Consider the following 24,167-nt stretch of genomic DNA (forward strand, 5'->3'; position numbering starts at 1 on the left):
GGCACCCTAGCCCAGCCCGCCCCGCTCCGCCCGCTCCGCGCCACCCGGTCCACCCGGGCGTCGGGCGTCATCCACTCTCGCGTCGGGGAGCGTCGGGTCAGGTCTGCAGGACCAGGCTGACCCCGATGGTGACCATGGTGAGGGCGATCAGGGCGTCCAGTACCCGCCAGGCGGCCGGGCGGGCGAAGAGCCGGCCGAGCAGCCGGGCTCCGTAGCCGAGGGCGGTGAACCAGACGATACTGGCCAGCGCGGCACCGGCCCCGAACGACCAGCGCCCGGACCCGCCGTGCGTGTTGGCGATCGAGCCGAGCAGCAGGACGGTGTCCAGGTAGACTTGCGGGTTGAGCCAGGTCATCGCCAGCACGGTGAGTACCGCCGTGCGCAGTGTCGAGCCGGTGGTGCCGTTGCCGGCCGCCATGCTCTGGGTGCCGAAGGCCCGGCGGGCGGCGAGCAGGCCGTAGCCGACCAGGAAGGCGGCGCCGGCCCAGCGGAACACGGTGAGCGCGACCGGGGCGCGTTCGACCACCTCGCCGATCCCGCTGATGCCGGCCAGGATCAGCAGCGCGTCCGAGAGGGCGCAGATCGCCACGATCGGCAGTACGTGCTCGGCGCGTACGCCCTGGCGGAGCACGAACGCGTTCTGGGCGCCGATCGCCACGATCAGCGAGAGGCCGACCCCGAAGCCGGCGACGAGCACAGGCACCAGACCGGTGTGGGGAGCGGCGGAGGAGAGGATCACGGCTCCGACCCTAGAAAACCGGAGACCCACACTCCAGCTAAAGATTCTGGGGGTTCGTTAGCATCTCTTATGTGGATCTCCAGTTCGAGCAGCTGCGCACCTTCGTCGCCGTCGTGGACGACGGCTCGTTCGAGGCCGCCGCCCGGCGGCTGCACGTCACGCCGTCGGCGGTCAGCCAGCGGATGAAGGCACTGGAGAGCACCGTCGGCAGGGTGCTTGTCGAGCGCGGCCGGCCGGTCCGCCCGACGGCCTCGGGGCAGGTCGTGCTCCGGCTGGCCCGCCAGGTGGCGCTGCTCGCCACCGACGCGCTCGACGAACTGGGACAGGACTCGGCGGACCCGGCGGAGTTCAGCCGGATCCCGATCGTGGCCAACAGCGACTCGCTGAACACCTGGGTACTCCCGGCGCTGGCCGACGCCGTCCGCCAGCGGATCTGTGTCGACGTCTACCGCGAGGACCAGGACCACTCGGCCGAACTGCTCCGCCGGGGTACGGCGATGGCGGCGATCACCTCGGAGTCCCGCCCGGTGCAGGGCTGTTCGGTACGTCCGCTCGGCCGGATGTCCTACCGCCCGATGGCCAGCCCGGAGTACGTCCGGACCTGGCTGCCGGAGGGCCCGACCCTCGACGCGCTGGCCCGCGCCCCGATGGTCGTCTTCGACCGCCGGGACGACCTCCAGGAGCGCTACCTGCGGCGACGCTCCCGCCGCGAGTGGAATCCGCCGCGCAGCTACCTGCCGTCCTCCGGGGACTTTCCGGAGGCGATCCGGCTCGGGCTCGGTTGGGGAATGCTGCCGCCGCAGCAGGTCGACAGGTGCCCGGCCGGCAGCGTGGTGCCGATCGACCCGGCGGCGGTGGTCGAGGTCCCGCTCTACTGGCAGCAGTGGCGGCTCGACTCCCGACCGCTCGGCATCCTGGCCGACAGCGTCGCCGCCGCCGCGGCCGCCGCACTCGACCGGTAGCCGCCGCCCGGGGCTGGGTAGCGATGGGACGAAGTTGGACGAACCGGGCGGTGAAGATCTTGGTGGGACGAAGCCGACGAGCCCTGTGCGGCAGACGGTCCGCTCCGTTACCGTCGGGGCATGTCAGCCAAGGTCCTCGCCATCGTCCTGGCCGGAGGAGAGGGCAAGCGACTGATGCCCCTGACCGCCGACCGGGCCAAGCCGGCCGTGCCGTTCGGCGGCATGTACCGGATGATCGATTTTGTGCTGTCCAACCTGGCCAACGGCGGGTTCCTCAAGATCGTCGTGCTGACGCAGTACAAGTCGCACTCGCTGGACCGGCACGTCACGAAGACCTGGCGGATGTCGAACCTGCTCGGCAACTACGTGACACCGGTACCCGCGCAGCAGCGGCGCGGGCCGTGGTGGTTCGCCGGCTCCGCCGACGCGATCTACCAGAGCTTCAACCTGATCAACGACGAGCAGCCGGACTACGTCATCGTCTTCGGCGCCGACCACATCTACCGGATGGACCCCCGGCAGATGCTGGAACAGCACATCGCCTCCGGCGCCGGAGTGACAGTCGCCGGGATCCGCCAGCCGCTCGCCAGCGCCGACCAGTTCGGCGTCATCGAGGTCGGCTCGGACGGCCGGCGGATCCAGGCCTTCCGGGAGAAGCCGACCGACGCCAGGGGCCTGCCGGACGCACCCGACGAGATCTACGCGTCGATGGGCAACTACGTCTTCAGCACGAAGATGCTCTGCGAGGCGGTGGAGACCGACGCGGCCGACAAGGCCAGCAAGCACGACATGGGCGGCAGCATCATCCCGATGCTCGTCGAACGGGGCGAGGCGAACGTCTACGACTTCCGCGACAACGAGGTGCCGGGCAGCACCGACCGGGACCGGGCGTACTGGCGGGACGTGGGGACGCTCGACTCGTTCTACGAGGCGCACATGGACCTGATCGCCGTACACCCGGTCTTCAACCTCTACAACTACGAGTGGCCGATCTACACCGACCACCCGCCGTGGCCGCCGGCCAAGTTCGTGCACGGGCTGGAGGAGCGGGTCGGCCGGGCGGTCGAGTCGATGATCTCCCCCGGGGTGGTGATCTCGGGCGCGCTCGTGGAGAACTCCGTCGTCTCGCCGAATGTCCGGGTGCACTCCTGGGCCCACGTGCAAGGCTCGGTGGTGATGGAGGGAGTGGAGATCGGCCGGCACGCCGTGGTCCGCAACGCCATCCTCGACAAGAACGTGGTGGTGCCGGAGGGCGTGGAGATCGGCGTGGACCTCGATCGCGACCGTGAGCGCTACACGGTCTCCGACCGTGGCATCGTGGTCATCGGCAAGGGGCAGCGCGTCGAGCCCTGACCCGCCCGCCGTGACCGCCCCCCCCGTGACCCGGTCGGCCGCCACCGTGCGGTCGGCCACCGCCGCCGCAACCGGCCGCACCGGTTTCCCGTGCCCACACCGTGCCAGTAGGAGGTCAGATGTCGGTACACGCCCGCGCCGGCCAGCCCGCCGAGCCCGACGACCTGGTGGACGTGCCCCGGCTCGTCACCGCGTACTACGCCGAGCGGCCCGACCCGGCCGACCCGGCGCAACAGGTCTCGTTCGGCACCTCCGGGCACCGCGGGTCGAGCCTGCGAGCCGCGTTCAACGAGCGGCACATCCTGGCCATCACCCAGGCGACCTGCGAGTACCGGCGGCAGCAGGGCGTCGATGGGCCGCTGTTCCTGGCCCGGGACACGCACGCGCTCTCCGGGCCGGCGATGGTGAGCGCCCTGGAGGTGCTGGCCGCCAATGAGGTGACGGTGCTCGTCGACAGCCGGGACGGCTACACCCCGACCCCGGCACTGTCGCACGCCGTACTCCGGCACAACTCGGGGCGCGGGCACAACTCTGGGCGCGGCGGCGGGCTCGCCGACGGGATCGTGATCACCCCGTCGCACAACCCGCCGTCGGACGGCGGGTTCAAATACAACCCGACGCACGGTGGACCGGCCGACACCGACGCGACCAGGTGGATCCAGGACCGGGCGAACGCGCTGCTGGCCGACGACCTGCGCGAGGTGAAACGCGTCCCGTACGCCCGGGCCCGCAGCGCCGACACCACCGGCCGGTACGACTTCCTCGCCGAGTACGTCGACGACCTGCCCTCGGCGGTCGACCTGGCCGCCGTACGTGCCGCCGGGGTGCGGATCGGCGCGGACCCGCTGGGCGGAGCCAGCGTGGCGTACTGGGGCGAGATCGCCGACCGGCACGGCCTGGAGCTGACCGTGGTGAACCCGCTCGTCGACCCGACCTGGCGGTTCATGACCCTGGACTGGGACGGCAAGATCCGGATGGACTGCTCGTCCCCGCACGCGATGGCCTCGCTCATTGCCCGGCGGGCCGACTACCAGGTCGCCACCGGCAACGACGCCGACGCCGACCGGCACGGCATCGTCACCCCCGACGGCGGCCTGATGAACCCGAACCACTACCTCGCGGTGGCCATCTCCTACCTCTTCGGCAACCGGCCCGACTGGTCCGCCGAGGCGGCGGTCGGCAAGACCCTGGTCTCCTCCTCGATGATCGACCGGGTCGCCGCGGACCTCGGCCGGAAGCTGCTGGAGGTGCCGGTCGGCTTCAAGTGGTTCGTTCCGGGGCTGCTCGACGGCTCGGTCGGCTTCGGCGGCGAGGAGAGCGCCGGGGCGTCCTTCCTGGCCCGCGACGGCCGGACCTGGACGACCGACAAGGACGGCATCCTGCTCTGCCTGCTGGCCGCCGAGATCATCGCGGTGACCGGCCGTACCCCGAGCGAGCACTACGCCGACCTGGTGTCCCGGTTCGGCGAGCCCGCGTACGCCCGGATCGACGCACCGGCCGACCGGGAACAGAAGGCCGTGCTCGGGCGGCTCTCCCCGGACCAGGTCACCGCCACCGAGCTGGTCGGTGAACCGATCACCGCGACCCTGACCGAGGCACCGGGCAACGGCGCGGCGATCGGCGGGCTGAAGGTCAGCACCGAGTCCGGCTGGTTCGCCGCCCGCCCGTCCGGCACCGAGGACGTCTACAAGATCTACGCGGAGTCGTTCCGCGGGCCGGAACACCTCAGCCGGCTCCAGGAGGAGGCGCAAGCCCTGATCACCGACGTCCTGAAGGATGCCTGACCCCGGTCCGGCGCCCGAGGTGCGCGCCGTCCCTTCGGATCAGGACGTCGCGGCTGGTGTGCCGGTCTCGGGCCACCCGTCCCCGGCGTCGAGCCGCCTGCGCAGCAGCGCACCCAGTGGCATCGACTGGCCGTCCGGCCCGCCCTCGCCGACGACAAGCTTCGCCGGTTGCGGCCGGAGCGTCGTCCCGGCCAGCCGGGCCCGCAGGCTGGCCGGCACGGTCAGCAGGTAGAAGTTCCCGGCGGCGTCCACCGCGTGGATCCGGGCAAGGTCCAGGTACCAGCCGGTGAGGCCGGTGCGGTAGCGGGTACGGCCGTTGTAGGCGAGCACGGTGAGCCTGGTCTGCCGCAGTCCTCGCGCCAGGGCCTCGGCGACGAACTCGGCGACGAGTTGCCCGGCCTGCTGCTGTTCCGCCTCCCGGCGACGCTGCTCGGCCCCGGCCCGCGCGACGATCGCCTGCCGTCGCTGCTCCGCCCACTCCGCCGCCTGGTCCCGTCCCATCCGCAGGACGGTACCGTCAGGATCGTGCCTACCCGGGCGGCGGGTACCCCGGTCCGGGCGGTGCCTGCCCGGGCGGGCCGTAGCCGGACGGGTACCCACCCGGCGCTGCCGGAGGCCCGGACCGGTATGGCGGTGCCGCCGCAGGACCGGGTGCATACGGCGGTGCTGGCCTGGGGTCGGATGAGTACGGCGGCGCTGCCGGATATCCGGGTGGCGGTCCGGGATGTCGCCCGCCAACGGCGGGACCTACCGGCGACGGATGGTCGGAGCGGGGCGGCCCGGTGCCGCCTCGACGGCGGCGGGCGCGCACCAGCAGCCAGCCGAGCACACCGGCACCGGCCAGCACCACAAGCAGGCAGAGCCCACCCAGGGCGTACGCGGCAGGACTGAGCTTGACACCGGTGGACCCGTCACCGGGCGGTGGCAGGGCCACGCCCGGTGACGTCGCCTCTCCCGTCGGACTCGGTCGGGTGCTGGGCTGCGCCCCGGCCGGCGCGACGTCGGCGGTCAGCGCCTCGACGAGGTTGAGCACGCCGTGGCCGTACTCGGGATCGTGGCCCCGGGGGCCCCGGTCGGTGGCGGTCGCGGTGAGCCGGTGTATCACCTCGGCGGCGGAGAGTTCCGGATACTTCGCCCGGACCAGGGCGGCGGCACCGGCCACGATCGCCGTGGCGTCGCTCGTCCCGTCGCTTACCTGGTAGGCCCCGGTCCGGCTGGTGGAGGCGATGTCCACCCCGGGCGCGACGAGCCCGACCTTGTCGCCGGTGACGCTGATCGGGGCTATCTTGCCGTCCCGTCCGCTCGCGCCGACGGCGAGCACCCCCGGATAGGCCGCCGGATAAGCGACGAACGCGTCGTCCGGACGGTTGCCGACTGCGGCGACCAAGATGATGTCGGCGGCCTGCGCCTCCTCGACAGCCTGCTTGAGGGCCTCGCCGGCACCGGCCGCGAGTGACAGCGACAGCACCCTCGCCTTACGACGGACCGCCTCCCGGATCGCTCGCGGCAGATCGTCACCGGCACCGACCTTGGTCCGCGAGCTGCGTACGGGCAGGATCTTGGCCTCGGGGGCGATCCCGAGCACGCCGTCGGCGTTGCCTGGACCGTGCCCGTGCCCCGCGATCAGTCCTGCCATCGCTGTGCCGTGACCGTTGGTGTCCTGCCGCCCGTCGGTCCCCGCGCCGGTCACGTCGACACCGGGCAGGATGTTGCCGGTCAGGTCCTTGTGATCGGCCCGTACACCGGTGTCCACCACGGCCACCACGACCCCGGCGCCCTGGCTGATCCGGTGCGCGTCGGCGACGTCGAGCGCCCGCAGGTGCCACTGCCGGTCCCGGGCCGCGTCCGCCAGCGCTGCGGGCGCACCGAGCGGCGCCGCGAGCAGGCCGCACACGGCTGCCGCGCACCAGCGCGACAGCCGGGTGGAGAACCTGGCGCTTCCCGTCACCGGTCCTTCCCGAGGATCCCGCTTCCGGGTTCGTGTCGGTCGACGTCCCGGTTCGGCTCGATCTCCGGGGCGACGCCCTGCTCGACCTCCCACGGGTTGTCGGGATCCCACTTCTTCTGCTCGGGATTCTCCGGATCACGGCGGCCCCGTGCTCCGCCGATCGCACCCGGCGTACCCGAGGTGCCGCCGCCCGCGCCTGGCCGGCGGGCACCCGACCTTCCGCCGCCCGGTACGGCGCCGATCCCACCGGAGGTGCCGGGCCGACCGCCGCCAGCCGCCCCGGGGCGGCCACCCTGCGGCCCGATCACCCCGCCCACCGGATTGACCCCCCGGGTTACGCCGCCCGAGCGGGGCGCGCCGGCAACGCCGGGTGCTCCGCCAGGGCCACCACCGGGCCGGCCACCGATCACGCCGCCCGGCGGCACACCACCGGTCGGGCCCCCGCCGAGCGGGCCGACCCTGCCCGGTCCGCCGGGGCCGCGTGGCCCGGTGCCGAGTCCCGGGCCGGTGCCCGGCGGCCCGCCGAGACCGGGCGGAACGCCGATGGTCGGCGGAACGACCGGCGGTGGCACCGGACCTGGCGCGGGCACCGGCGGGCCGGGTGGGACCGGCGTCACGGGCAGCGGAGCGGTGGTCGGCGGGGCGACACCGGTCAAACTCGGTCCGTCGTCGACTGGATAGCTCGGCGGCGGGCCGACCTGTTCCGGGGTCACCTCAGCGTGGATGTCCGGCGGCGGTGTTCCGTCGACGTAGCCGGGGCGGTCGTCCGGGGTATCACCCCGGCGGCGGGGCGGCGGGTTGACGACCGGCGGTCGGATCGTTCCGTCGGAGTCGTCTTCAGGATGCCGTATGCGGCCTTCTTTGTTGATTGGTGGCGGAACATACTCCGGCGGCGGTTGGATCCGGCCGGTGCCGTCCCGCGCCGCGCCGTCCACCTCCACCTGCACGGCCCGGGCCCGGGCGACAAGCGCTGCCTGCTGGGCGTCGCTCACCGGCGGGTCGGTGAGCACCTTCATCGCGCCCTCGCCGAGGAAGTCCCCTGCCTTCTGCCCGAGTGCGGTCAGGCCGAAGCGGGACGCGGCGGCCCCGCCGACCGTCCCGCCGACATCGCCGGCCAGCTCGACCTGCCGCTGGTAGTCGGCCAGCTTCCGCTGGTTCTCCAGGTATTCCCGGTAGACCGGCTCCAGCTTGGTCCGGGCCTGCTCGATGGCGTCCGCCACGTGCCCGATGTGGGTGGCGTTGTTCTGCGCCGCCGTCGACGTCTGCCGGCTTGCCTCGATCAGCCGGTCCAGCTCGGCCATGTACGCCGCCGAGGCCGCGTTCTGCTCCGGCGGCCAGAGCGTGGCGAGCTGGTTGCGGCAGGCCTGCAACCTGGCGGCGTGGCCGCCCAGCATGCTCGACGTCCGCTCCCAGGCGGAGACCTGCTCCCGGCTCGGCTGGAGCCGCTGCTGCGCCGCCTCGACCAGCCGCCACAGGCGCGGGATGTACTCCTCAGCCATTGTCGGCGCCTCCTGTCGGGCTCGCCGGGCTCGCCGGGCTGGCGGGACGTGCCTCCGCCTGCCGTCCACTCTGCTCGACCGGCGGCAGGACCTCGTGCACGTCGCTCACCGTGGCGTTCGCGAAGGCGTCGGAGCCGCGGTAGTTGGTGGCGATCTGCTCGGCCGCCGCCGCCACCGCCTGGGTGCCCAGATCCAGGTTGACCAGAGCCTCCAGGCTCTTCTGGATGCACTCGTCGTAGCGCTCCTGGAGGTGCAGCCAGTCGTCGCCTTCGAGTTGGTCGCCGATCGTCGCGCCCTGCTGCATGGCGACGTGCACCGGCGGCACCTGGGTGCGGTAGCCCTCCTTGAGCTCCTCGCGCATCGCGGCGGCCGCGCTCGCCAGGCCGTCGATCTCCACATTGATCTGGCCGATGACGGCTGCGACGGCGGCGCCGATCGCACCGGCCGCCGCGCCGACCGCTGGACCAACCGGGTTCATCGGAACCCCTCCCCGTGGTGGTTGGGTGACGTGGTCGCGGCTCATTGTAGCCGAGACACAACACCGGGCCGCGTGTCAAATCAGGCAACGTCGATCGAAAGGTGGACAGTGTCCGCCCGGCCCGCGGCGCTACGGCCGGTTGGCGGACGACAGGTGGGACGACCAGGCCGGACATCACCGCCACTTCGTCCGATCCGTCGCCGGCCGTCGACCCCGGTTCACCCTGATGTTGCCCGGCGCACGCCTCCCGGCCGCCGGCCCTCGTGATGCTGGGCCGGATCGCCGGGTCCGACCCGGCGCGACCCTCGACACCGCACCGGGGCCGGTCGCACGGACCCCGAGGCACCACACTGGAACAGGTGATTACCAATGTCCCGACGGCGCCAACTGATCGGCGCGCTGCTGGTGACGGCGGCCGTACTGGCCGGGACGCCCACCGGCGTCCAGGCGGACGAGCGCCACCGACCCGACTCCCGGCGGAGTTTCGACCTACAGGCACACCGGGGCGGGCTCGGCCTGCGGGTGGAGAACAGCCTCGCCTCGTTCGGCAACGCGCTCCAGCTCGGGGTCAGCACCCTCGAACTGGACGTGCAGGTGACCGAGGACCGGCAGCTGGTGGTCACCCACGACCGCCGGGTCAGCGGTACGAAGTGTGTCGACACCGGCCCGGCCACCCCCGGCGACCCCGAGTACCCGTACGTCGGCAAGTACGTCAACACGCTGAGCCTGGCCCAGGTGCGTACCCTCGACTGCGGTACGAAGACGCTGGCGGACAAGCCGGGGCAGCTCGCCGTACCCGGGGCCCGGATGCCGCTGCTGCGCGAGGTCTTCGCGCTCGTGAAGCGCTACCGGGCCGACGACGTCATGCTCAACGTGGAGACCAAGGTGGAGGCCGGCGCGCCGGCCGAGACCGCGCCCCGGGAGCAGTTCGTGCAGCTCACCGCCGCCGAGATCCGGGCCGCCGGGCTGCTGAGGCAGGTCACGGTCCAGAGCTTCGACTGGGGTGCCCTGATGCGGATGCGCCAGGTCGAGCCCCGGTTGCCGCTGGTGGCGCTCACCAACTACGACTTCCTGCAGACCGGGCAGCCCGGTGCGTCGCCGTGGCTCGGCGGCCTCGACATCGACGACTTCGACGGCGACCCGATCAGGGCGATCAGGACCTTCGGCGCCACCGCCTTCTCGCCGGTGCACGGCTTCCCGCAGAACGGCACGGTCACCGACCCGGGCTACCGGCCGTACGTGACCAGGGAAATGGTGGCGCACGCGCACCGCTTCGGCATCAAGGTGGTGCCGTGGACGGTCGACGACGTGCCGACGATGGCGAAGCTGCTCGACGACGGCGTGGACGGCATCATCACCGACTACCCGGACCGGCTGCGTACCCTGCTGGCGGAGCGCCGGATCGCGTTGCCGAAGGGCCACACCGCGCCGTTCGACATCGAGGCGCACCGGGGCGGTCGGGCCACCCGGCCGGAGAACACCCTGCCGGCCTTCGCCAACGCGCTCGCCAACCCGGCGATCTCCACACTCGAACTGGACACCGGGGTGACCCGGGACGGCCACCTGGTGGTGCTGCACGACCGTACCGTCAACGGCAGCCACTGCGTCGACACCGCACCGGCCCGGCCGGGCGACCCGGCGTTCCCGTACGTCGGCAAGCGGGTGCACGACCTCACGCTCAGGCAGCTCAAGACCGTCGACTGCGGCACGAAGACCCTGCCGGAGCTGCCGGATCAGGTCGCCGTGCCGGGTGCCCGGATCCCGACCCTGGACGAGGTCCTCGACCTGGTGCGCCGCAGCGGGCGCCGGGACGTTCGGCTGAACGTCGAGACCAAGCTCAGTCCGCTGGTGGCCGACACCGAGCCGTACCGCAGCTTCACCGCGAAGCTGGTCCGGGCGGTCGAGCGGGCCGGCTTCACCGACCGGGTGACGATCCAGTCCTTCGACTGGCGCACCATCACGCACGCCCGGAAGCTGAACCGGCGGATCGAGACCGTCGCCCTGGTCTGGCAGTACGGCCCGGCCGAGTGCGCCAGCCTGGCCGACGAGTGCTCGCTGCGGGCGGTCTACCACGACCCCTCGGTGCGCAGCCCGTGGACCGCCGGGCTGGACTGGCGGCGCTACCGGGACCTCGGCCGGCTGGTCCGGGCGGCCGGCGCCGGCACGGTCTCGGCCAACTGGCAGGTGCACGACCCGGCCCAGGGCACGGTGCCGTCCGCCGACTGGTACCTACGGCAGGACCCGGCGTACTTCCACGGCCCGACGGTCGCCGACCTGCAACGCCGGTACGGGCTGAAGGTGGTGCCGTACACCGTGGACGACCCGGCGGTGATGCAGCGGGTGATCGACCTCGGGGTGGACGGCATCATCACCGACTATCCGGAGCGGCTGGTGGCGGTGGCGATCCGCAACGGACTGCGCTGACCCTGTGATCGGAGTCGGCGGGTCCGGTCCGGCGTCGAACCGGGACCGGACCCGCTCCCTCCGGACGCGGTGCTCCGGGCTAATCCTTGACGAGGTGCAGGTGCACCCAGCCGGGCTGGTAGCCGCGCAGCCAGACGCCGGGGAAATAGAGTGCCGAGCCGAGCGCCATGAGCGCCTTCGTCGTCAGCCCGCGTTCCGGGGCGACCAGCTTGGCGCCGCAGTGCACGCAGCCCTGCTCCTGCCCGTACGTCCCCCACGGGTTGCCCGCGAGGTCGAACACCTTGGCGGCCAGGGCGTTGGTGCCGGTCCGCTGGCCGACCAGCGAGGTGGCCTCGATCCGCAGCCCGGCGAAGAGGCCACGCAGCCGGTCCATGGTGAACGAGTTGACGTGCCCCCACGGGGGATTGCGCCGGCCGCAGCTGCGACAGGTCGTCTGGCCGAGCCGCAGGTCCTGCTCGAACGGCACTCCGACGACCAGGTGCCGCCGGGTCACCCGGGCCAGTTCGGCGCAGGCGGTGGCCAGCCGGTCGGTCGGTACGTGTTCCAGTACCTCGGTGCAGAGCACCAGGTCGAAACTGTCGTCCGGATAGTCCAGCGCGGTGATGTCGCCCTGGACGCAGCTCACCCGCTCGTGGTCGATCGTCGGCGCGGTGAGGTCGAGCGCGATCACCCGCCCGTAGTGCTCGGCGAGCCGGCGCGCCAGGTGACCGTCCCAGGCGCCGGCGTCGAGTGCCAGGCCGCCACCCGCCGGGATCAGCCGGAACAGATCGTCGATCCGCTCCCGCTCCTGGGGTGACTTCCGAGTTTCCGCACGCTGAACAGCCAGATCCATGAAACTTCCCTCCTGCCTGCTCCAACGATTCCGACGAGCGGCCGGTGACGGACATCCGGCAACGATGCGCAGGTCGGGCGTGTTCGACGGCCGGTGCGGCGGGTCAGCTTCGGTGCGCCGTGCTGGCGAAGTAGTCGCGTACCCGGGCGAGGACCGTCGCCAGCTGCCCGTCGGTCAGCTCCGGGTAGATCGGCAGCGAGAGGCACTCCCGGGCCCACGCCTCGGTCACCGGCAGGTCTCCGGGACGGTGACCGAGCGAGGCGTACGCCGGTTGCAGGTGCAGCGGGATCGGATAGTGCACGCCCGCGTCGATGCCGGCCCGGCGCAGGTGCTCCCGGAGGCCGTCCCGGTGTCGGCTGCGGAGCACGAACAGGTGGTACACCCCGCGCCGGTTCGGCGGCTCGACCGGGAGTACGAGGTCGCCGACCCCGGCCAGCCCGGTCCGGTAGCCGGCGGCCAGCTCCCGGCGGCGCCGGTTGTCCTCGGCCAGCGTGCGGAGCTTCACCGCCAGGACAGCCGCCTGGAGGGTGTCCATCCGTTCCGCGTAGCCGACGGTGAGGTGCTCGTACTTGCTGGTCCGTCCGTGGTTGGCCAGCCGGCGGATCCGTTCGGCGAGCACCGGGTCGGCGGTGGTGACCGCCCCGGCGTCGCCGAACGCCCCGAGGTTCTTGCCGGGATAGAACGAGAAGCAGCCGATCCGGCCGTAGCCGCCGGCCCGCAGCACCGAACCGTCGTCGCGGAGGTACTCGGCACCGTGCGCCTGGGCGGCATCCTCGACCACCGGCACCCCCGCGGCGGCGGCCAGCGCACCGATCGGATCGAGGTCGACCGGCAGGCCGTAGAGGTGCACCGGGAGTACCGCCCGGACCCGGTCGACGACCGCCTTCAGAGCGTCCGGGTCCATTCCGCCGGTCTCGGCGTCGACCTCGACGAACCGGGGCCGGGCGCCCAGCCAGCTCACCGGTTCGGCGGTGGCGACGAAGGTGTGCGCCGGCACGGCCACCTCGTCACCGGGGCCCACGCCCAGCGCGGCCAGGCTCAGGTGGATGGCGGCGGTACCGGAGGCCAACCCGACGGCGTGGGTGCTGCCGCAGAAGGCGGCGAACGCCGACTCGAACTCGCCGACCTCGCGACCGAGGATGAACCGGGTGTCCTCGACGACGGCACGGATCGCCGCGTCGATCGCCTCCCGGTGCCGGTCGTACGCGGCGGCCAGGTCGACCAGGGGAATTCGGGACATTGGCAGGCTCCTGTGCTCGCGACGGTGATCAGGACGAGTCGGGTCGGGGCAGCTCGGGGTGGGTCGGGGGATCAGGTCGGTAGGCCGGCCGTGGCGGTCGGCGCGGCGACCAGGGGTACGGGTACTGTCGCGCCGCCGGCCCGCAGCGACGCGTCCACCGCCTCCAGCACCGCCACCACCCGGGCGCCGTTCCAGCCGTCGGTGCACGGCCGGGCTCCGGTGTCCACGCAGTCGAGGAAGTGCCGCAGTTCGCGTTCGAGCGGCTCCACCGTGTCCAGCGTCGGCACGTGCACCGCCTCGTCCCGCAGCCGGTATCGCCGCGGGCCCTGCCCGTCCGGCTCCAGCGGTTCCGCGCCCTTGTCGAAGACGGTGAGCCGGGCGTCGGTGTTCAGGTCGTCGTAGACCAGCATCCGGCGGGTGCCGACCACTGTGGTACGGCGGGTCTTCGCCGGATCCAGCCAGCTCACGTGCATGTGTGCCACCACGTCTCCGGGATATCCGACGGTCACGAAGACCACGTCCTCGACCCCGTCGTGCAGGTACCGCCCGCCCTGCGCGGCCACCCACCGGGGGGTGGTCCCGAGCAGGTAGTTGGCGATGGAGACGTCGTGCGGCCCGATGGACCAGAAGGTGTGCAGGTCGCTCTGGATCCGGCCGAGGTTGAGGCGCTGGGAGTGCAGGTGCAGCACGTCGCCGATCTCGCCGGAGCGAATGTAGTCGTGCATCCGCCGCACCGCCGGGACGTACTCGAAGGTGTGGCCGACCATCAGCACCAGGCCGGACCGGTCGGCGGTCTCGGCCAGCCCGACGGCGTCGCCGGTCGACATCGCCAGCGGCTTCTCGACGAAGACGTGCCGGCCGGTGGCCAGTACCCGGCGGGCCAGCGGCGCGTGGCTCGGTGCCGGGGTGGCGATCAGGACCGCACCGACCCGGTCGTCGGCCAGCACCGTGTCCAGGTCGGCGGCGATCCGCAGGTACGGGTAGCGCTCCGCCGCGACGCGCCGACGGTCCGGACTGGCGTCGACCAGGTAGCGCCACCGTGCGGGGGCCAGCTTGTCGAGGTTGCGGGCCAGGTTTGTGCCCCAGTAACCGAAGCCGATCAGGGCCAGTTGTCCGGTCACGTACCGCCTCCATCGGGTCGCACGGTCGCCGGGGGCGCCGAAGCCGGGGCACCGGCGAACTCCACCGCATCCACGCGGCGACGAAAATGTTTCCTGTTGGCGTGCTGCCCGCCGGAACGTCGAATCGGCCGGGTCTGTCACCCGGGATCGGATCCAGGTTTCCCGGACATGCTCCGACCGGCCGAGAATTGTGCGTCAGCCGGCTACCCGGAATTGCTGGCAGCAATTTCCTGGATCGTGCTATGTGCCGGTGGTGACCCGCCAGTCGGCTGTCTGCTTCCCGACTCCGGTGCGCTACCTGCCTGGTCAGCCCGGTTGTCTCGGTCAGGAGCGAGCGTTGCGCGTGGTCGGTATCAGCGTCATCGAATGCGGATCCTGGACGGTCTGACCGCAGAGAGATGCGAGCCGCTCGATCAGCTTTTCCCGGTCGTCGAACGGGTCCAGCCCGATGACCTCGGCGGGATTCAACGCGGGTATCGGCACGTGGGAGATCAGTGGGTGCAGCGGCCGTACGTCCGGCTCGCCGGCACCGAACAGGTCCTCGTGCAGCTTCTCGCCGGGCCGTAGGCCGGTGTAGATGATCCGGGCCGGCTCGGATGCCTGGTCGGCGAGCTGCCGGGCCAGGTCGTCGATGCTCACCGGCCGGCCCATGTCGAGCACCAGCGCCTCGCCGTCCCGGCCGATCGCCGCGGCCTGTAGCACCAGGTGCACCGCCTCCTGCACCGTCATCAGATAGCGGGTCACCTCGGGATGGGTTACCGTCACCGGCAGCCCGGCCTCGATCTGCGCCCGGAAGGCGGTCACCACGGACCCCCGGCTGCCGAGTACGTTGCCGAACCGGACGCTGAGGAAGGTGCCGGCGCAGTTTGCGGCGGCGTACGCGGTGAGCCGCTCGGTGATCCGCTTGGAGTAGCCGAGCACGCTTATCGGGTTCGCTGCCTTGTCGGTCGAGATGTTGACGAACTTCTCCACCCCGCGACACGCGTCGAGGACCGCCAGCGTCCCCCAGACGTTCGTCTGCACCGCCTCGCCCGGGTGCTGCTGCAACAGCGGCAGGTGTTTGAGCGCGGCGGCGTGGAAGACGATCTCCGGGCGGCGTTCCGCCATGATCCGGGCGAGTCGTTCGGCGTCCCGGATGTCGGCGAGGATCAGCTCGGAGCTGTCCAGCAGGGCCCGGCCGGAGAGCGAGAGCTGGAGGCTGTGCAGGGCGGACTCGTCCCGGTCGAGCATCATCAGCTCGGCGGGATCGGCCTGGGCGATCTGCCGGCACAGCTCGGAGCCGATCGAGCCGCCGGCGCCGGTGACCAGGATCCGGCGGCCGGCGAGGCCGTTGTCGGAGCTGCGCAGGGTGGTCGCGACCTGCCGGCGGCCGAGCAGGTCGTCGATGTCGACGTCGCGTACGTCGGCGACGCTGATCCGGTGGTCGACCAGCTCGCGTACCGGAGGAAGGATCTTGAAGGCGGCCCCGGCGGCCAGGGTGGCGGTCCGGACCTTGCGGATCAGCTCGGCGTCCGCGTTGGCGACCGAGAAGATCACCGTGCCGGCGCCGGTGCGGGTCACCGCGGCGGCGATCTCGTCCCGACCGCCGAGCATCGGCACGCCGTCGATGCGCAGGTGCCGCTTCTCCGGGTCGTCGTCGAGCAGGCCGACCGGCAGGTAGCGCCCGCGCGGGTCGCTGACCATGGCGTGCAGCAGCGCCTGCCCGGCGGCACCCATCCCGAAGAGCAGCACCGGAACGGCGGACCGGATGGTCGGCCGTCGCGACCTGTCGCGCTGCTGTCGGTAGCCGACCCGGACGGAGAGCATGAGCAGCAGGGCCAGCGCCGCCCCGACCGGTGGGGTGCTGGCCGGCACGGGCCGGGGTGACATCGCGAGTACGGCGAACAGCATGACAGCCGCGACGCAGGCGACCGTGCCGGCGAGAGCGCGGGCGTCCTGGAGGCTGCCGAGCGGGTGCCGCCCCCAGCACCGCTGTCGCACCCGGGTCGCCAGACCGCTCAGCACGGCGGCGATCAGTCCGGCGCAGACCACTCTGCCGAGTTCGTCGACGGTGACGTCGAACTCGTGCCGCGCCCATGCCGCTGCCGCGAAGCCGCCCAACCACCCTGCGGTGTCGGTCGCCACCAGCGCCACTGAACGGCGCTGCGCGCCTCTTCGCGGGTTGATGGCGTGGGTGGCTGTGGGCGTGGCTGCACTCTGCTGCATCTACGGCTCCCTGGTCGGACTGCCCTGACGCAGGTCCGGATGAATCCTCGCCAGGTTAAGTACTATCTAGCCGACTTCCATGCGCGTTGCGGTTGTTTTAGAGTTTTTCGGGTAGTCGCGCGGATCCGTTTCATATTCCGAGAAGAGTCGCGGCGGTTTTCGCGGATGATTTTCGCGTGCTGTCGCGACACAGGTGGGACGTGACGTGGCCGTCTCCTTCGATACCGCTGCCGCGTTAGTCAGGCGGCGTGTGAAAACCGTAGCGTGTCCGAAAGTGCGTCCGGCGTACGCGTACCGGCGTCCGTCGAAGAAAAGGTTGACGAGAAATGCGACTGTTGGTGACCGGCGGTGCCGGCTTCATCGGTGCGAACCTGACCCGGGCCGCGTTGGCGGACCCGGCCATCACCGACGTGCGGGTGGTGGACGACCTGTCGACCGGCGACCGGGGCAACCTGGCGGGGCTCGACGTCGAACTGGTGGTCGGTTCGATCCTGGACGAGCGGGTGCTCTCCGCGGCGGTCGCCGGCCGGGACGCGGTGGTGCATCTCGCGGCGCTGCCCAGCGTGCCGCGCTCGGTCAAGGACCCGATGGCGTCGCACCGGGTCAACGCGACCGGGACGGTCTCGGTCTTCGAGGCGGCGCGCCGGCACGACGTACGGCACGTCGTGGTCGCCTCCTCCTCGTCGGTGTACGGGGCCAATCCGGACCTGCCGAAGAGCGAACTCGGCTGGACCAGGCCGTTGAGTCCGTACGCGGCGAGCAAGCTTGCCACCGAGGCGTACGCCCTGGCCTACCAGGCCTGCTACGACCTGCCCACCCTCGCCTTCCGGTTCTTCAACGTCTACGGACCCCGGCAGCGGCACGACCACGCGTACGCGGCGGTGATCCCGAGGTTCGTGCACGCCGCGTTGCACGGCAGGCCGGTCGTCTTCTACGGCGACGGGCACCAGACCCGGGACTTCACGTACGTCGACACGGTCTGCACCGTGCTGCTGGACGCGGTGCGGCGCCAGGTGCACCACCCCCAGCCGGTGAACCTGGCCTTCGGCACGCAGACCGATCTGCACACGGTGGTGGCCGAACTGGAACTGCTGCTGGCGCACCCGATCGAGCGGGAGGTCGCGCCGGACCGGACCGGGGACGTACGGCACTCCAGCGCCGACAACCGGCTGCTGCGCCAGCTCTTTCCGACGGTGTCGGCGACCTCGCTGACGGACGGCCTGCGGGCCACCGTGGACTGGTACCGGGCCCACTACGACCCGGCCGGGATGACCGGTGCGGCCGAGCCGAGCATCGTGCCCGCCTGACCGGTCGCCCGCGTCGCCAGGACCCGGTCCGGGCCGTGACGCGGCCGAACAGTCGTGCCGGTCGGTCAGGTCGTGCCGGTCGGTCGGGCTTTGGCCGCGCGGTGTCGGACGCCGGTCTCGCGGAGCAGGTCCAGATACCTCGGCATCTGGTCCTCCCGGAACAGACCCTCCTGGACGCTGTGCGGCAGTGCCGGGATCCGGCCGTCGCGGTCCTTGGCCGCCAACCACCGCCGCAACTGGTCCGCTATCTCCGTGGGCTCGCTCAGCACCACCCCGGCGCCCCGGGCGCGGATCAGGTCGGCCACGACCCCGTCCCGGTGACCGAGCATCAGGATCGGCCGCCGGGCGTGCAGGTAGTCGAAGAACTTTCCGGGTACGGTGCCGGCGTCCCGCGGATCGTTCCACATCAGCAGCACCAACACATCGGCCTCGGCCTGGATCCGCCACGACCGCTCGACCGGTACGTGGCCGAGTACGGTGACGGCGTCCGGCACGGCGCAGCGCCGGGCGGCGTCGACGGCGACGCCGTTGTCCGGCCCGGCCTGGACGAAGTGGACGCGTCGCGCGTCGTCCCCGAGCAGCGCGATCGCGTCGAGCAGCGGTGCCGGGCTGCGCTTACCGGGGTAGAGGAGCCCGGTGTGGGCCAGCCGCAGCGTCGTCGTGCCGGCCGCCGCGGTGGGCCAGCAGGCGCCCGGCGCCCCGGTCGGGAGCGGCGTCTGCTCGGCACGCCGGTCGATCCCGTTCATGACGACCTCGGTGCCGACCCCGAACGTGGTGTGCAGGGTGTGCGCTATCGGTGCCGAGATGGTGACGCAGCCGGCAACCGACCGCAGCAGCAGCCGTTCCAGCCAGTGGTCGGCCCGCCTGCGCAGCGCGACCCGGCTCCGGACCCGGTAGTCGTTTCCCACCGTCCAGAGGTCGCGGTAGTCGGCGACCCAGGGCGCCCGGAGTTTCCGGGCCAGGATGGCGGCCACCACGAAGCCGGAGAACGGCGGCCCGGTCGCCAGAACGGCGTCGGGGCGCCAACCCCGCCGCGTCCTGAGGAAGGCGGTGACGGCGGGGACGATCCAGGTCGACTCGCCGTCCGGGAACATCAGCGCCTCACGCCCGACGAGCTTGGCCGAACGGGCGAGCGCCGAGCGGAGACCCGCGCGGCGCGGCGGTGCGGGATGCGGGTCGCGCCTGCCGTCGCCATCCGGGACCGACCGCGGCTCGGTGCCGAGCTGGGGCCAGCGGAACAGTGGCGCCGCCCGTACGACGCGCCATTCCGGGATGCCGGCGCCGGGGGCCTCCTGGTCCGACGGCGTCGCGGTCAGGACGCGTACGTCCCAGCCGTCCTGCTCGGCGATCCGGGCCAGTGAGGCCGGCCGTCTGCCCCCGACCATCTCCGACGGGGGGAAGCAGTGGGCGACGATCAGCAGGCGCGGTGGCGGATCGGCGGCGCCGTCGGTGGGTCTGCGGGAGGCGGGCAGGGCGGCGGGTCCGGCGGGCGCCCCGCGGTGGGCTTGCGCACCGGCGGGCGAGGCTGTCATGAGATCCTTTCGAATGCGATCGTGAATCGCTTTCCGGAATCGCGCTCTCGGCGTGGCTGGCGCAGTTCCGCGGGTCAGTTTCCGACGCGCGTGGACGCCGCTGACCCGCGCCCAAACATAACGGGTCGACGCTGGGTTCCGTCACCTTTGCGGGGACTCCGACGTTAGTCAGTCGCGCGTCGGTGGGCGGTGTGGTGCTCGGAGCCGGGGAAGAAATCGAAAGCGTCGTCGAATTGTCGCCGCAACGGGTGTTCGACGCCGTCGCCAGAGCGCTTGCCGTCGTCACAGGGAGGACACCGATGCGGGTGGTGGTCACCACGGAGTCCCGGTGTCTGCGGACGCCGGACGCGCGGGTGTGGACCCACGCCGGGCCCAGTTATCCGAACTGGAGTCGCTATCTGGCCGCCTTCCGGACCGTCCGGGTCGTCGCCAGGGTCAGCGACGTGCCCGAGGTACCCGCCGGTGCGTCCCGGGTCGACGGGGAGGGCGTGGAGGTCTGGCCCGTGCCGCACTACCAGGGACCCGCCGAATACCTGCGCCGCCAGCCGGCGGTCAGGCGTGCCGTGACCGCCGCCGCCGACGACCACGACGCGGTGGTCCTGCGGGTGCCGTCCCCCATCGGGTCACTGCTGGCGGCGGCGCGGGAGCGGCGGGGCCTGCCGTACGCGCTGGAGGTCATCGGTGACCCCTACGACGTCTTCGCCCCCGGCACGGTGCGGCATCCGCTGCGGCCGGTGCTGCGGCACCTGAGCACGAGAAGGCTGCGACACCAGTGCCGGACGGCGGTCGGCGCGGCCTACGTGACCGAGCGGCACCTGCAACGCCGGTATCCGGTCCGCGAGGGCATCGTGAGCACGCACGTGTCGAGCGTGTACCTCCCGGCGGAGGCGTACGTCGGGCAGCCGCGCGTCGTGGACGGACCTCGCGACGACCGTACGATCGTCTCGGTCGGCATGCTGGCGCAGCTCTACAAGGGCGTCGACACCCTCCTCGCGGCGCTGGCCCGGCTGGCCGGCCCCGGCCGGCCCCGGCTCGTGCACCTCGGCGACGGCAGGTACCGCACCGACCTGGAACGGCTCGCCGAACGGCTCGGCGTGGCCGACCGGGTCACCTTCGCCGGCGTCGTCTCGACCGGTGCGGCGGTCCGTCGGCACCTCGACACGGCGGACCTGTTCGTGATGCCGTCGCGCACGGAGGGACTGCCCCAGGCGTTGATCGAGGCGATGGCCCGCGCCCTGCCCGCCATCGGGACGACGGTCGGCGGCATCCCGGAGCTGCTCGCCGCCGAGGACCTGGTCGCGCCCGACGACCCGGCCGCGCTGGCCAGCGCCGTCGACCGGATGCTGGCCGACCCGGAGCGGATGACCGCTGCCTCCGCCCGCAACCTCGCGCGGTCACGCGACTTCTCCGCCGACACGCTGGCCCGCCGGCGAACCGCCTTCTACCGTGCGGTGGCCGCCGCGACGGCCCAGGGCGGCCACCGCACGCTTCCCGAGCCACCCGCCACCGTCCCAGGAGCAGGATAGTGTCCAGACCACTCGGCAACCTCGCCCGCGACGAGTCCACCCCGACCGGGAAGCTGGTCGACGCAGCGCTCGACGGGCCGGGGGAGCCGGCCCGCTGCCACGTGGTCCGGGTGTTCGGTTCACTCGACGTCGGGGGAGCGGAGCGCCGGACCGTGGAACTCCTGCCGCTGCTGGCCGAAGCCGGTGTGGTGCTGCACTTCGTCACGCTCAGCGGGCGGGCGGGGGTGCTCGCTCCGACGGTCGAGCGGATGGGTGCCACCGTTCATCCGCTCCCGCTGGACCTCCGGTTCCCGATCCGCTTCCTGCGCCTGCTGCGGCGGCTGGAGGCGCAGGTGGTGCACTCCGACGTCTCGACGTTCTCCGGCGTGCTCGTGCTGCTGGCGGCGCTCGGCGGGGTACGGGTGCGGATCGCGCACTTCCGCAGCGACGGTGACGGCCGTCCGAGCACAGCACGGCGCCGCATCCAGCGATGGGTGATGCGGAGACTCATCTCGATCTTCGCGACCGACGTCGTCGGGGTCTCGCCGGGCGCGCTGAGCAACGCGTACCGGCCGTCGTGGGAGGCGGATCCACGCTGCCGGGTCATTCCCAACGGCATCGACCTCGGGCGTCTGGCCCGGCCGGGCGACTTCGACCTCCGGGCCAGCCTGGGCGCGGCACCGGGCGAGGTGATCTGCCTGCACGTCGGCCGTCCGGCGCCGGAGAAGCGACGATGGATCGTGTCGCAGGCCGTCGCGGCACTGGCCGGGAGCGGGCGCGCGTGCCGTGCCGTGCTGGTCGGGGCGCGGGACGCCGAGGACGAGGCGCGGGTGCTGGGTGCGGCCGAGGCGGGCGGGGTCGCCGCCCTCGTGCACCTGCTCGGCGCCCGCGAGGACGTCGGTGACCTGATGCGCCAGGCCGACGTCGTCGTCCTGCCCTCCGATCGGGAGGGACTGCCCGGTGTGGTGCTCGAGGCGCTGGCGGTGGGTACCGCCGTCGTCGCATCCGACCTGCCAGGCGTGCGGTTCATCGCCCAGCAGCTCCCCGGGGTCACCGTGGTGGCCCGCGACGCCCCGCCGAGCGCGTGGGCGGAGGCGATCCACCGGGCCCTGCATCCGGCCCGGCAGCGAGATCCGGAGGCCGCCGCGCGGGCACTCCGGGCGAGCGTCTTCACCCTGGAGGCGGCGGCGTCGGCACACCTCGCGATGTACCGCCGGTGCGCACCCGGCGGCCGGCACGAGGAAACGGCAGCACCCGCATGTGCGGCATAGCGGGAGTCGTCTCGACCGGCCGCCCCGATCCGGCGCTGGTCCACCGGATGTGCGACGTGATCACCCATCGGGGCCCGGACGGTGCCGGCATGCACGCGGACGACCGGTGCGCCATGGGGATGCGCCGGCTGGCCGTAATCGACGTCGCCGGCGGTGACCAGCCGGTGCGCAACGAGGACGGCACCGTGGTCGCGGTCTTCAACGGCGAGATCTACAACTTCGCCGCCCTCCGGGCCGAGCTGATCCGCCGGGGGCACCGGCTACGCGGCGACGGCGACTCGGAGTGCCTGGTCCACCTCTACGAGGAACACGGCGACGACCTGGTGCACCGGCTCCGGGGCATGTTCGCCTTCGCCATCTGGGACACCCGCCGGCGTCGGCTCCTGCTCGGCCGGGACCGGGTCGGCAAGAAGCCGTTGTACTGGCGGTCCGACGGCTCCACCCTCTCGTTCGGCTCCGAGGCGAAGTCCCTGCTCCAGGACCCGGGCCTGGACCGCCGGCTCGACCTCGTGGCGCTGCACCACTATCTCAGCTACCAGTACGTGCCGGCCCCCTGGACGATCTACCAGGGGATCCGGAAGCTCCCGCCCGGCCACCTGCTGACCTGGGAAGAGGGCGCGGTCGAGGTGCGCGGGTACTGGCGCCTCGACTGCACACCGCACGAGGTGCCCGACGAGACCGAGGCGGCGGAGCAGCTCCGGGAGCGGCTGCTGGACGCCGTGCGGGTCCGGATGGTCAGCGAACGCCCACTTGGCGCCTTCCTCTCCGGCGGGGTCGACTCCTCGGCGGTGGTGGCCGCGATGGCGCGCTGCTCCACCGAGCCGGTGAAGACCTTCAGCATCGGCTTCGACGAGGCGCGCTACGACGAGCGCGAACACGCCCGGCTGGTCGCCCGGCGGTACGGGACCGACCATCACGAGCTGGTGGTCTCTTCCTCCAGCCTGGACCTCCTGCCGACGCTCACCGACCACTTCGACGAGCCGTTCGCCGACTCGTCCGCGATACCGAGCTTCTACGTGGCCCGGCTGAGCCGCGAGCACGTGACGGTGGTGCTCAACGGCGACGGCGGGGACGAGTGCTTCGGTGGCTATCGGCGGTACGCGCTGATGCGGGCGCTCGCCCGGGTGCCGGACTGGGCGGCGCCACGGGCGCTGCACCGGGTCGGCGGCGGGCTCGTCGCGCAGACCAGGGCCGGCTCCCGGCCCCGTGCCGTGGGTCGGATCCTCCAGCTGCTCGGTCAACCGATGCTGGACCGCTACGCCTCGCTGATCTCCGTCTTCCCACCCGCGCAGCAGTTCGACCTCTACACAGCCGAGCTGCGCGCGCACCTGGCCGGGGTGGACAGCTGGGCGCTGCTCGGCGAGGCGTACGCGGCGTCCCGCGCGGCGGACCCGCTGGGCCGGCTCATCGACGCCGACGTGCACACCTACCTGCCGGGCGCCCTGCTGCCCAAGGTCGACATCAGCACCATGGCCAACTCCCTGGAGGCCCGCTCGCCGTTGCTCGACCATCACCTGATGGAGTGGGCGGCGCACCTCCCGACCCGGTTCAAGCTCCGGGGCGGTACGACGAAATACCTGCTCAAGCGGGCCGTCGCGCCCTGGCTGCCAGCCGAGATCATCGACCGGCCCAAGATGGGCTTCGCCGTGCCCCTGGGCCGCTGGTTCCGGGGCGAGCTGCGCGACCTGGCCTGGAGCCTGCTGACCGACCAGACGGCCCGGTCGCGGGGGCTGTTCCGGCCGGAGGCGGTCACCGCGCTGCTGGTGCGCCACGACCGGGGCGACGACGAGAGTCACCGGATCTGGGCACTGGTCCAGTTCGAACTCTGGCACCGGAACTGGCTGGACCGGGCCGGTGCCCCGTCGACGGCGGTGCCGACGTACCGCGATCTGCTCGCCCGGCAGTCGTGACCGGCCGGACGGAGCCATCGGCGACACGTTCGGCGGCGCCGCGAGCACCGTCACCCG

18 protein-coding genes are annotated in these 24,167 nt (G+C 72.4%); 8 read left to right on the forward strand and 10 right to left on the reverse strand.

Going from position 1 to position 24,167, the window contains the following annotated elements:
* Window positions 1–97: 97 nt before the first annotated feature.
* A complete protein-coding gene (locus O7626_RS10610) occupies window positions 98–706 on the reverse strand; it encodes a LysE/ArgO family amino acid transporter (protein ID WP_278066121.1) in 609 nt (202 codons plus the stop codon).
* 104 nt (window positions 707–810) lie between these two features.
* Between O7626_RS10610 and O7626_RS10615 the strand changes: the two genes are divergently transcribed.
* From O7626_RS10615 to pgm, 3 genes are all read left to right on the forward strand, one after another.
* A complete protein-coding gene (locus O7626_RS10615) occupies window positions 811–1,701 on the forward strand; it encodes a LysR family transcriptional regulator ArgP (protein WP_278060988.1) in 891 nt (296 codons plus the stop codon).
* A 120-nt stretch (window positions 1,702–1,821) separates the two neighbouring features.
* The gene (gene glgC / locus O7626_RS10620) at window positions 1,822–3,054 is read left to right on the forward strand and encodes a glucose-1-phosphate adenylyltransferase (RefSeq protein ID WP_278060989.1); all 1,233 of its coding nucleotides are present in this window, start codon (window positions 1,822–1,824) and stop codon (window positions 3,052–3,054) included.
* Between the two features lie 119 nt (window positions 3,055–3,173).
* Window positions 3,174–4,838 (forward strand): phosphoglucomutase (alpha-D-glucose-1,6-bisphosphate-dependent), encoded by a 1,665-nt coding sequence (pgm, locus tag O7626_RS10625; RefSeq protein WP_278060990.1) that lies wholly within the window; start codon window positions 3,174–3,176, stop codon window positions 4,836–4,838.
* Between the two features lie 39 nt (window positions 4,839–4,877).
* Here the strand turns inward: pgm and O7626_RS10630 are convergent, their stop codons facing one another.
* From O7626_RS10630 to O7626_RS10645, 4 genes are read right to left on the reverse strand one after another with little or no spacing between them, the layout of a single operon-like run.
* Window positions 4,878–5,339, reverse strand: a complete 462-nt coding sequence (locus tag O7626_RS10630; RefSeq protein WP_278060991.1) for a hypothetical protein — start codon at window positions 5,337–5,339, stop codon at window positions 4,878–4,880.
* 28 nt (window positions 5,340–5,367) lie between these two features.
* Entirely contained in the window at window positions 5,368–6,786 is a 1,419-nt protein-coding gene (locus O7626_RS10635) for a S8 family serine peptidase (RefSeq protein WP_278060992.1), read from the reverse strand.
* Window positions 6,783–8,285, reverse strand: a complete 1,503-nt coding sequence (locus tag O7626_RS10640) for a hypothetical protein (RefSeq protein WP_278060993.1) — start codon at window positions 8,283–8,285, stop codon at window positions 6,783–6,785. The genes O7626_RS10635 and O7626_RS10640 overlap by 4 nt, the downstream gene beginning before the upstream one ends.
* Window positions 8,278–8,763: a hypothetical protein gene (locus O7626_RS10645; RefSeq protein ID WP_278060994.1), complete on the reverse strand. Its 486-nt coding sequence runs from the start codon at window positions 8,761–8,763 to the stop codon at window positions 8,278–8,280. Before O7626_RS10645 ends, O7626_RS10640 begins: the two co-directional genes overlap by 8 nt.
* Before the next feature lie 369 nt (window positions 8,764–9,132).
* On the opposite strand from O7626_RS10645, the gene O7626_RS10650 reads away from it, so the two are divergent.
* Window positions 9,133–11,187: a glycerophosphodiester phosphodiesterase family protein gene (locus tag O7626_RS10650; protein WP_278060995.1), complete on the forward strand. Its 2,055-nt coding sequence runs from the start codon at window positions 9,133–9,135 to the stop codon at window positions 11,185–11,187.
* 79 nt (window positions 11,188–11,266) lie between these two features.
* Here the strand turns inward: O7626_RS10650 and O7626_RS10655 are convergent, their stop codons facing one another.
* From O7626_RS10655 to O7626_RS10670, 4 genes are all read right to left on the reverse strand, one after another.
* Window positions 11,267–12,019 (reverse strand): class I SAM-dependent methyltransferase, encoded by a 753-nt coding sequence (locus O7626_RS10655; RefSeq protein ID WP_278060996.1) that lies wholly within the window; start codon window positions 12,017–12,019, stop codon window positions 11,267–11,269.
* A 103-nt stretch (window positions 12,020–12,122) separates the two neighbouring features.
* Window positions 12,123–13,259, reverse strand: coding sequence for a DegT/DnrJ/EryC1/StrS family aminotransferase (locus O7626_RS10660; RefSeq protein ID WP_278060997.1), 1,137 nt, complete (start codon window positions 13,257–13,259; stop codon window positions 12,123–12,125).
* Between the two features lie 71 nt (window positions 13,260–13,330).
* Window positions 13,331–14,380, reverse strand: a complete 1,050-nt coding sequence (locus tag O7626_RS10665) for a Gfo/Idh/MocA family oxidoreductase (protein WP_278060998.1) — start codon at window positions 14,378–14,380, stop codon at window positions 13,331–13,333.
* A gap of 324 nt (window positions 14,381–14,704) precedes the next feature.
* Entirely contained in the window at window positions 14,705–16,585 is a 1,881-nt protein-coding gene (locus O7626_RS10670; protein ID WP_278060999.1) for a nucleoside-diphosphate sugar epimerase/dehydratase, read from the reverse strand.
* 326 nt (window positions 16,586–16,911) lie between these two features.
* On the opposite strand from O7626_RS10670, the gene O7626_RS10675 reads away from it, so the two are divergent.
* Window positions 16,912–17,892, forward strand: coding sequence for an NAD-dependent epimerase/dehydratase family protein (locus tag O7626_RS10675; RefSeq protein WP_278061000.1), 981 nt, complete (start codon window positions 16,912–16,914; stop codon window positions 17,890–17,892).
* A 65-nt stretch (window positions 17,893–17,957) separates the two neighbouring features.
* Here the strand turns inward: O7626_RS10675 and O7626_RS10680 are convergent, their stop codons facing one another.
* Window positions 17,958–19,424, reverse strand: coding sequence for a glycosyltransferase (locus O7626_RS10680; RefSeq protein WP_278061001.1), 1,467 nt, complete (start codon window positions 19,422–19,424; stop codon window positions 17,958–17,960).
* A 299-nt stretch (window positions 19,425–19,723) separates the two neighbouring features.
* On the opposite strand from O7626_RS10680, the gene O7626_RS10685 reads away from it, so the two are divergent.
* From O7626_RS10685 to asnB, 3 genes are read left to right on the forward strand one after another with little or no spacing between them, the layout of a single operon-like run.
* Window positions 19,724–20,950, forward strand: a complete 1,227-nt coding sequence (locus O7626_RS10685; protein WP_278061002.1) for a glycosyltransferase — start codon at window positions 19,724–19,726, stop codon at window positions 20,948–20,950.
* Window positions 20,950–22,200 (forward strand): glycosyltransferase family 4 protein, encoded by a 1,251-nt coding sequence (locus tag O7626_RS10690; RefSeq protein ID WP_278061003.1) that lies wholly within the window; start codon window positions 20,950–20,952, stop codon window positions 22,198–22,200. The genes O7626_RS10685 and O7626_RS10690 overlap by 1 nt, the downstream gene beginning before the upstream one ends.
* Window positions 22,188–24,110 carry an asparagine synthase (glutamine-hydrolyzing) gene (gene asnB, locus O7626_RS10695; protein WP_278061004.1) on the forward strand — a complete coding sequence of 641 codons (1,923 nt, stop codon included), beginning with the start codon at window positions 22,188–22,190 and terminating at the stop codon, window positions 24,108–24,110. Before O7626_RS10690 ends, asnB begins: the two co-directional genes overlap by 13 nt.
* Window positions 24,111–24,167 lie beyond the last annotated feature (57 nt).

The organism is Micromonospora sp. WMMD1102 (genome assembly GCF_029626265.1).
Classification (GTDB): Bacteria; Actinomycetota; Actinomycetes; order Mycobacteriales; family Micromonosporaceae; genus Plantactinospora.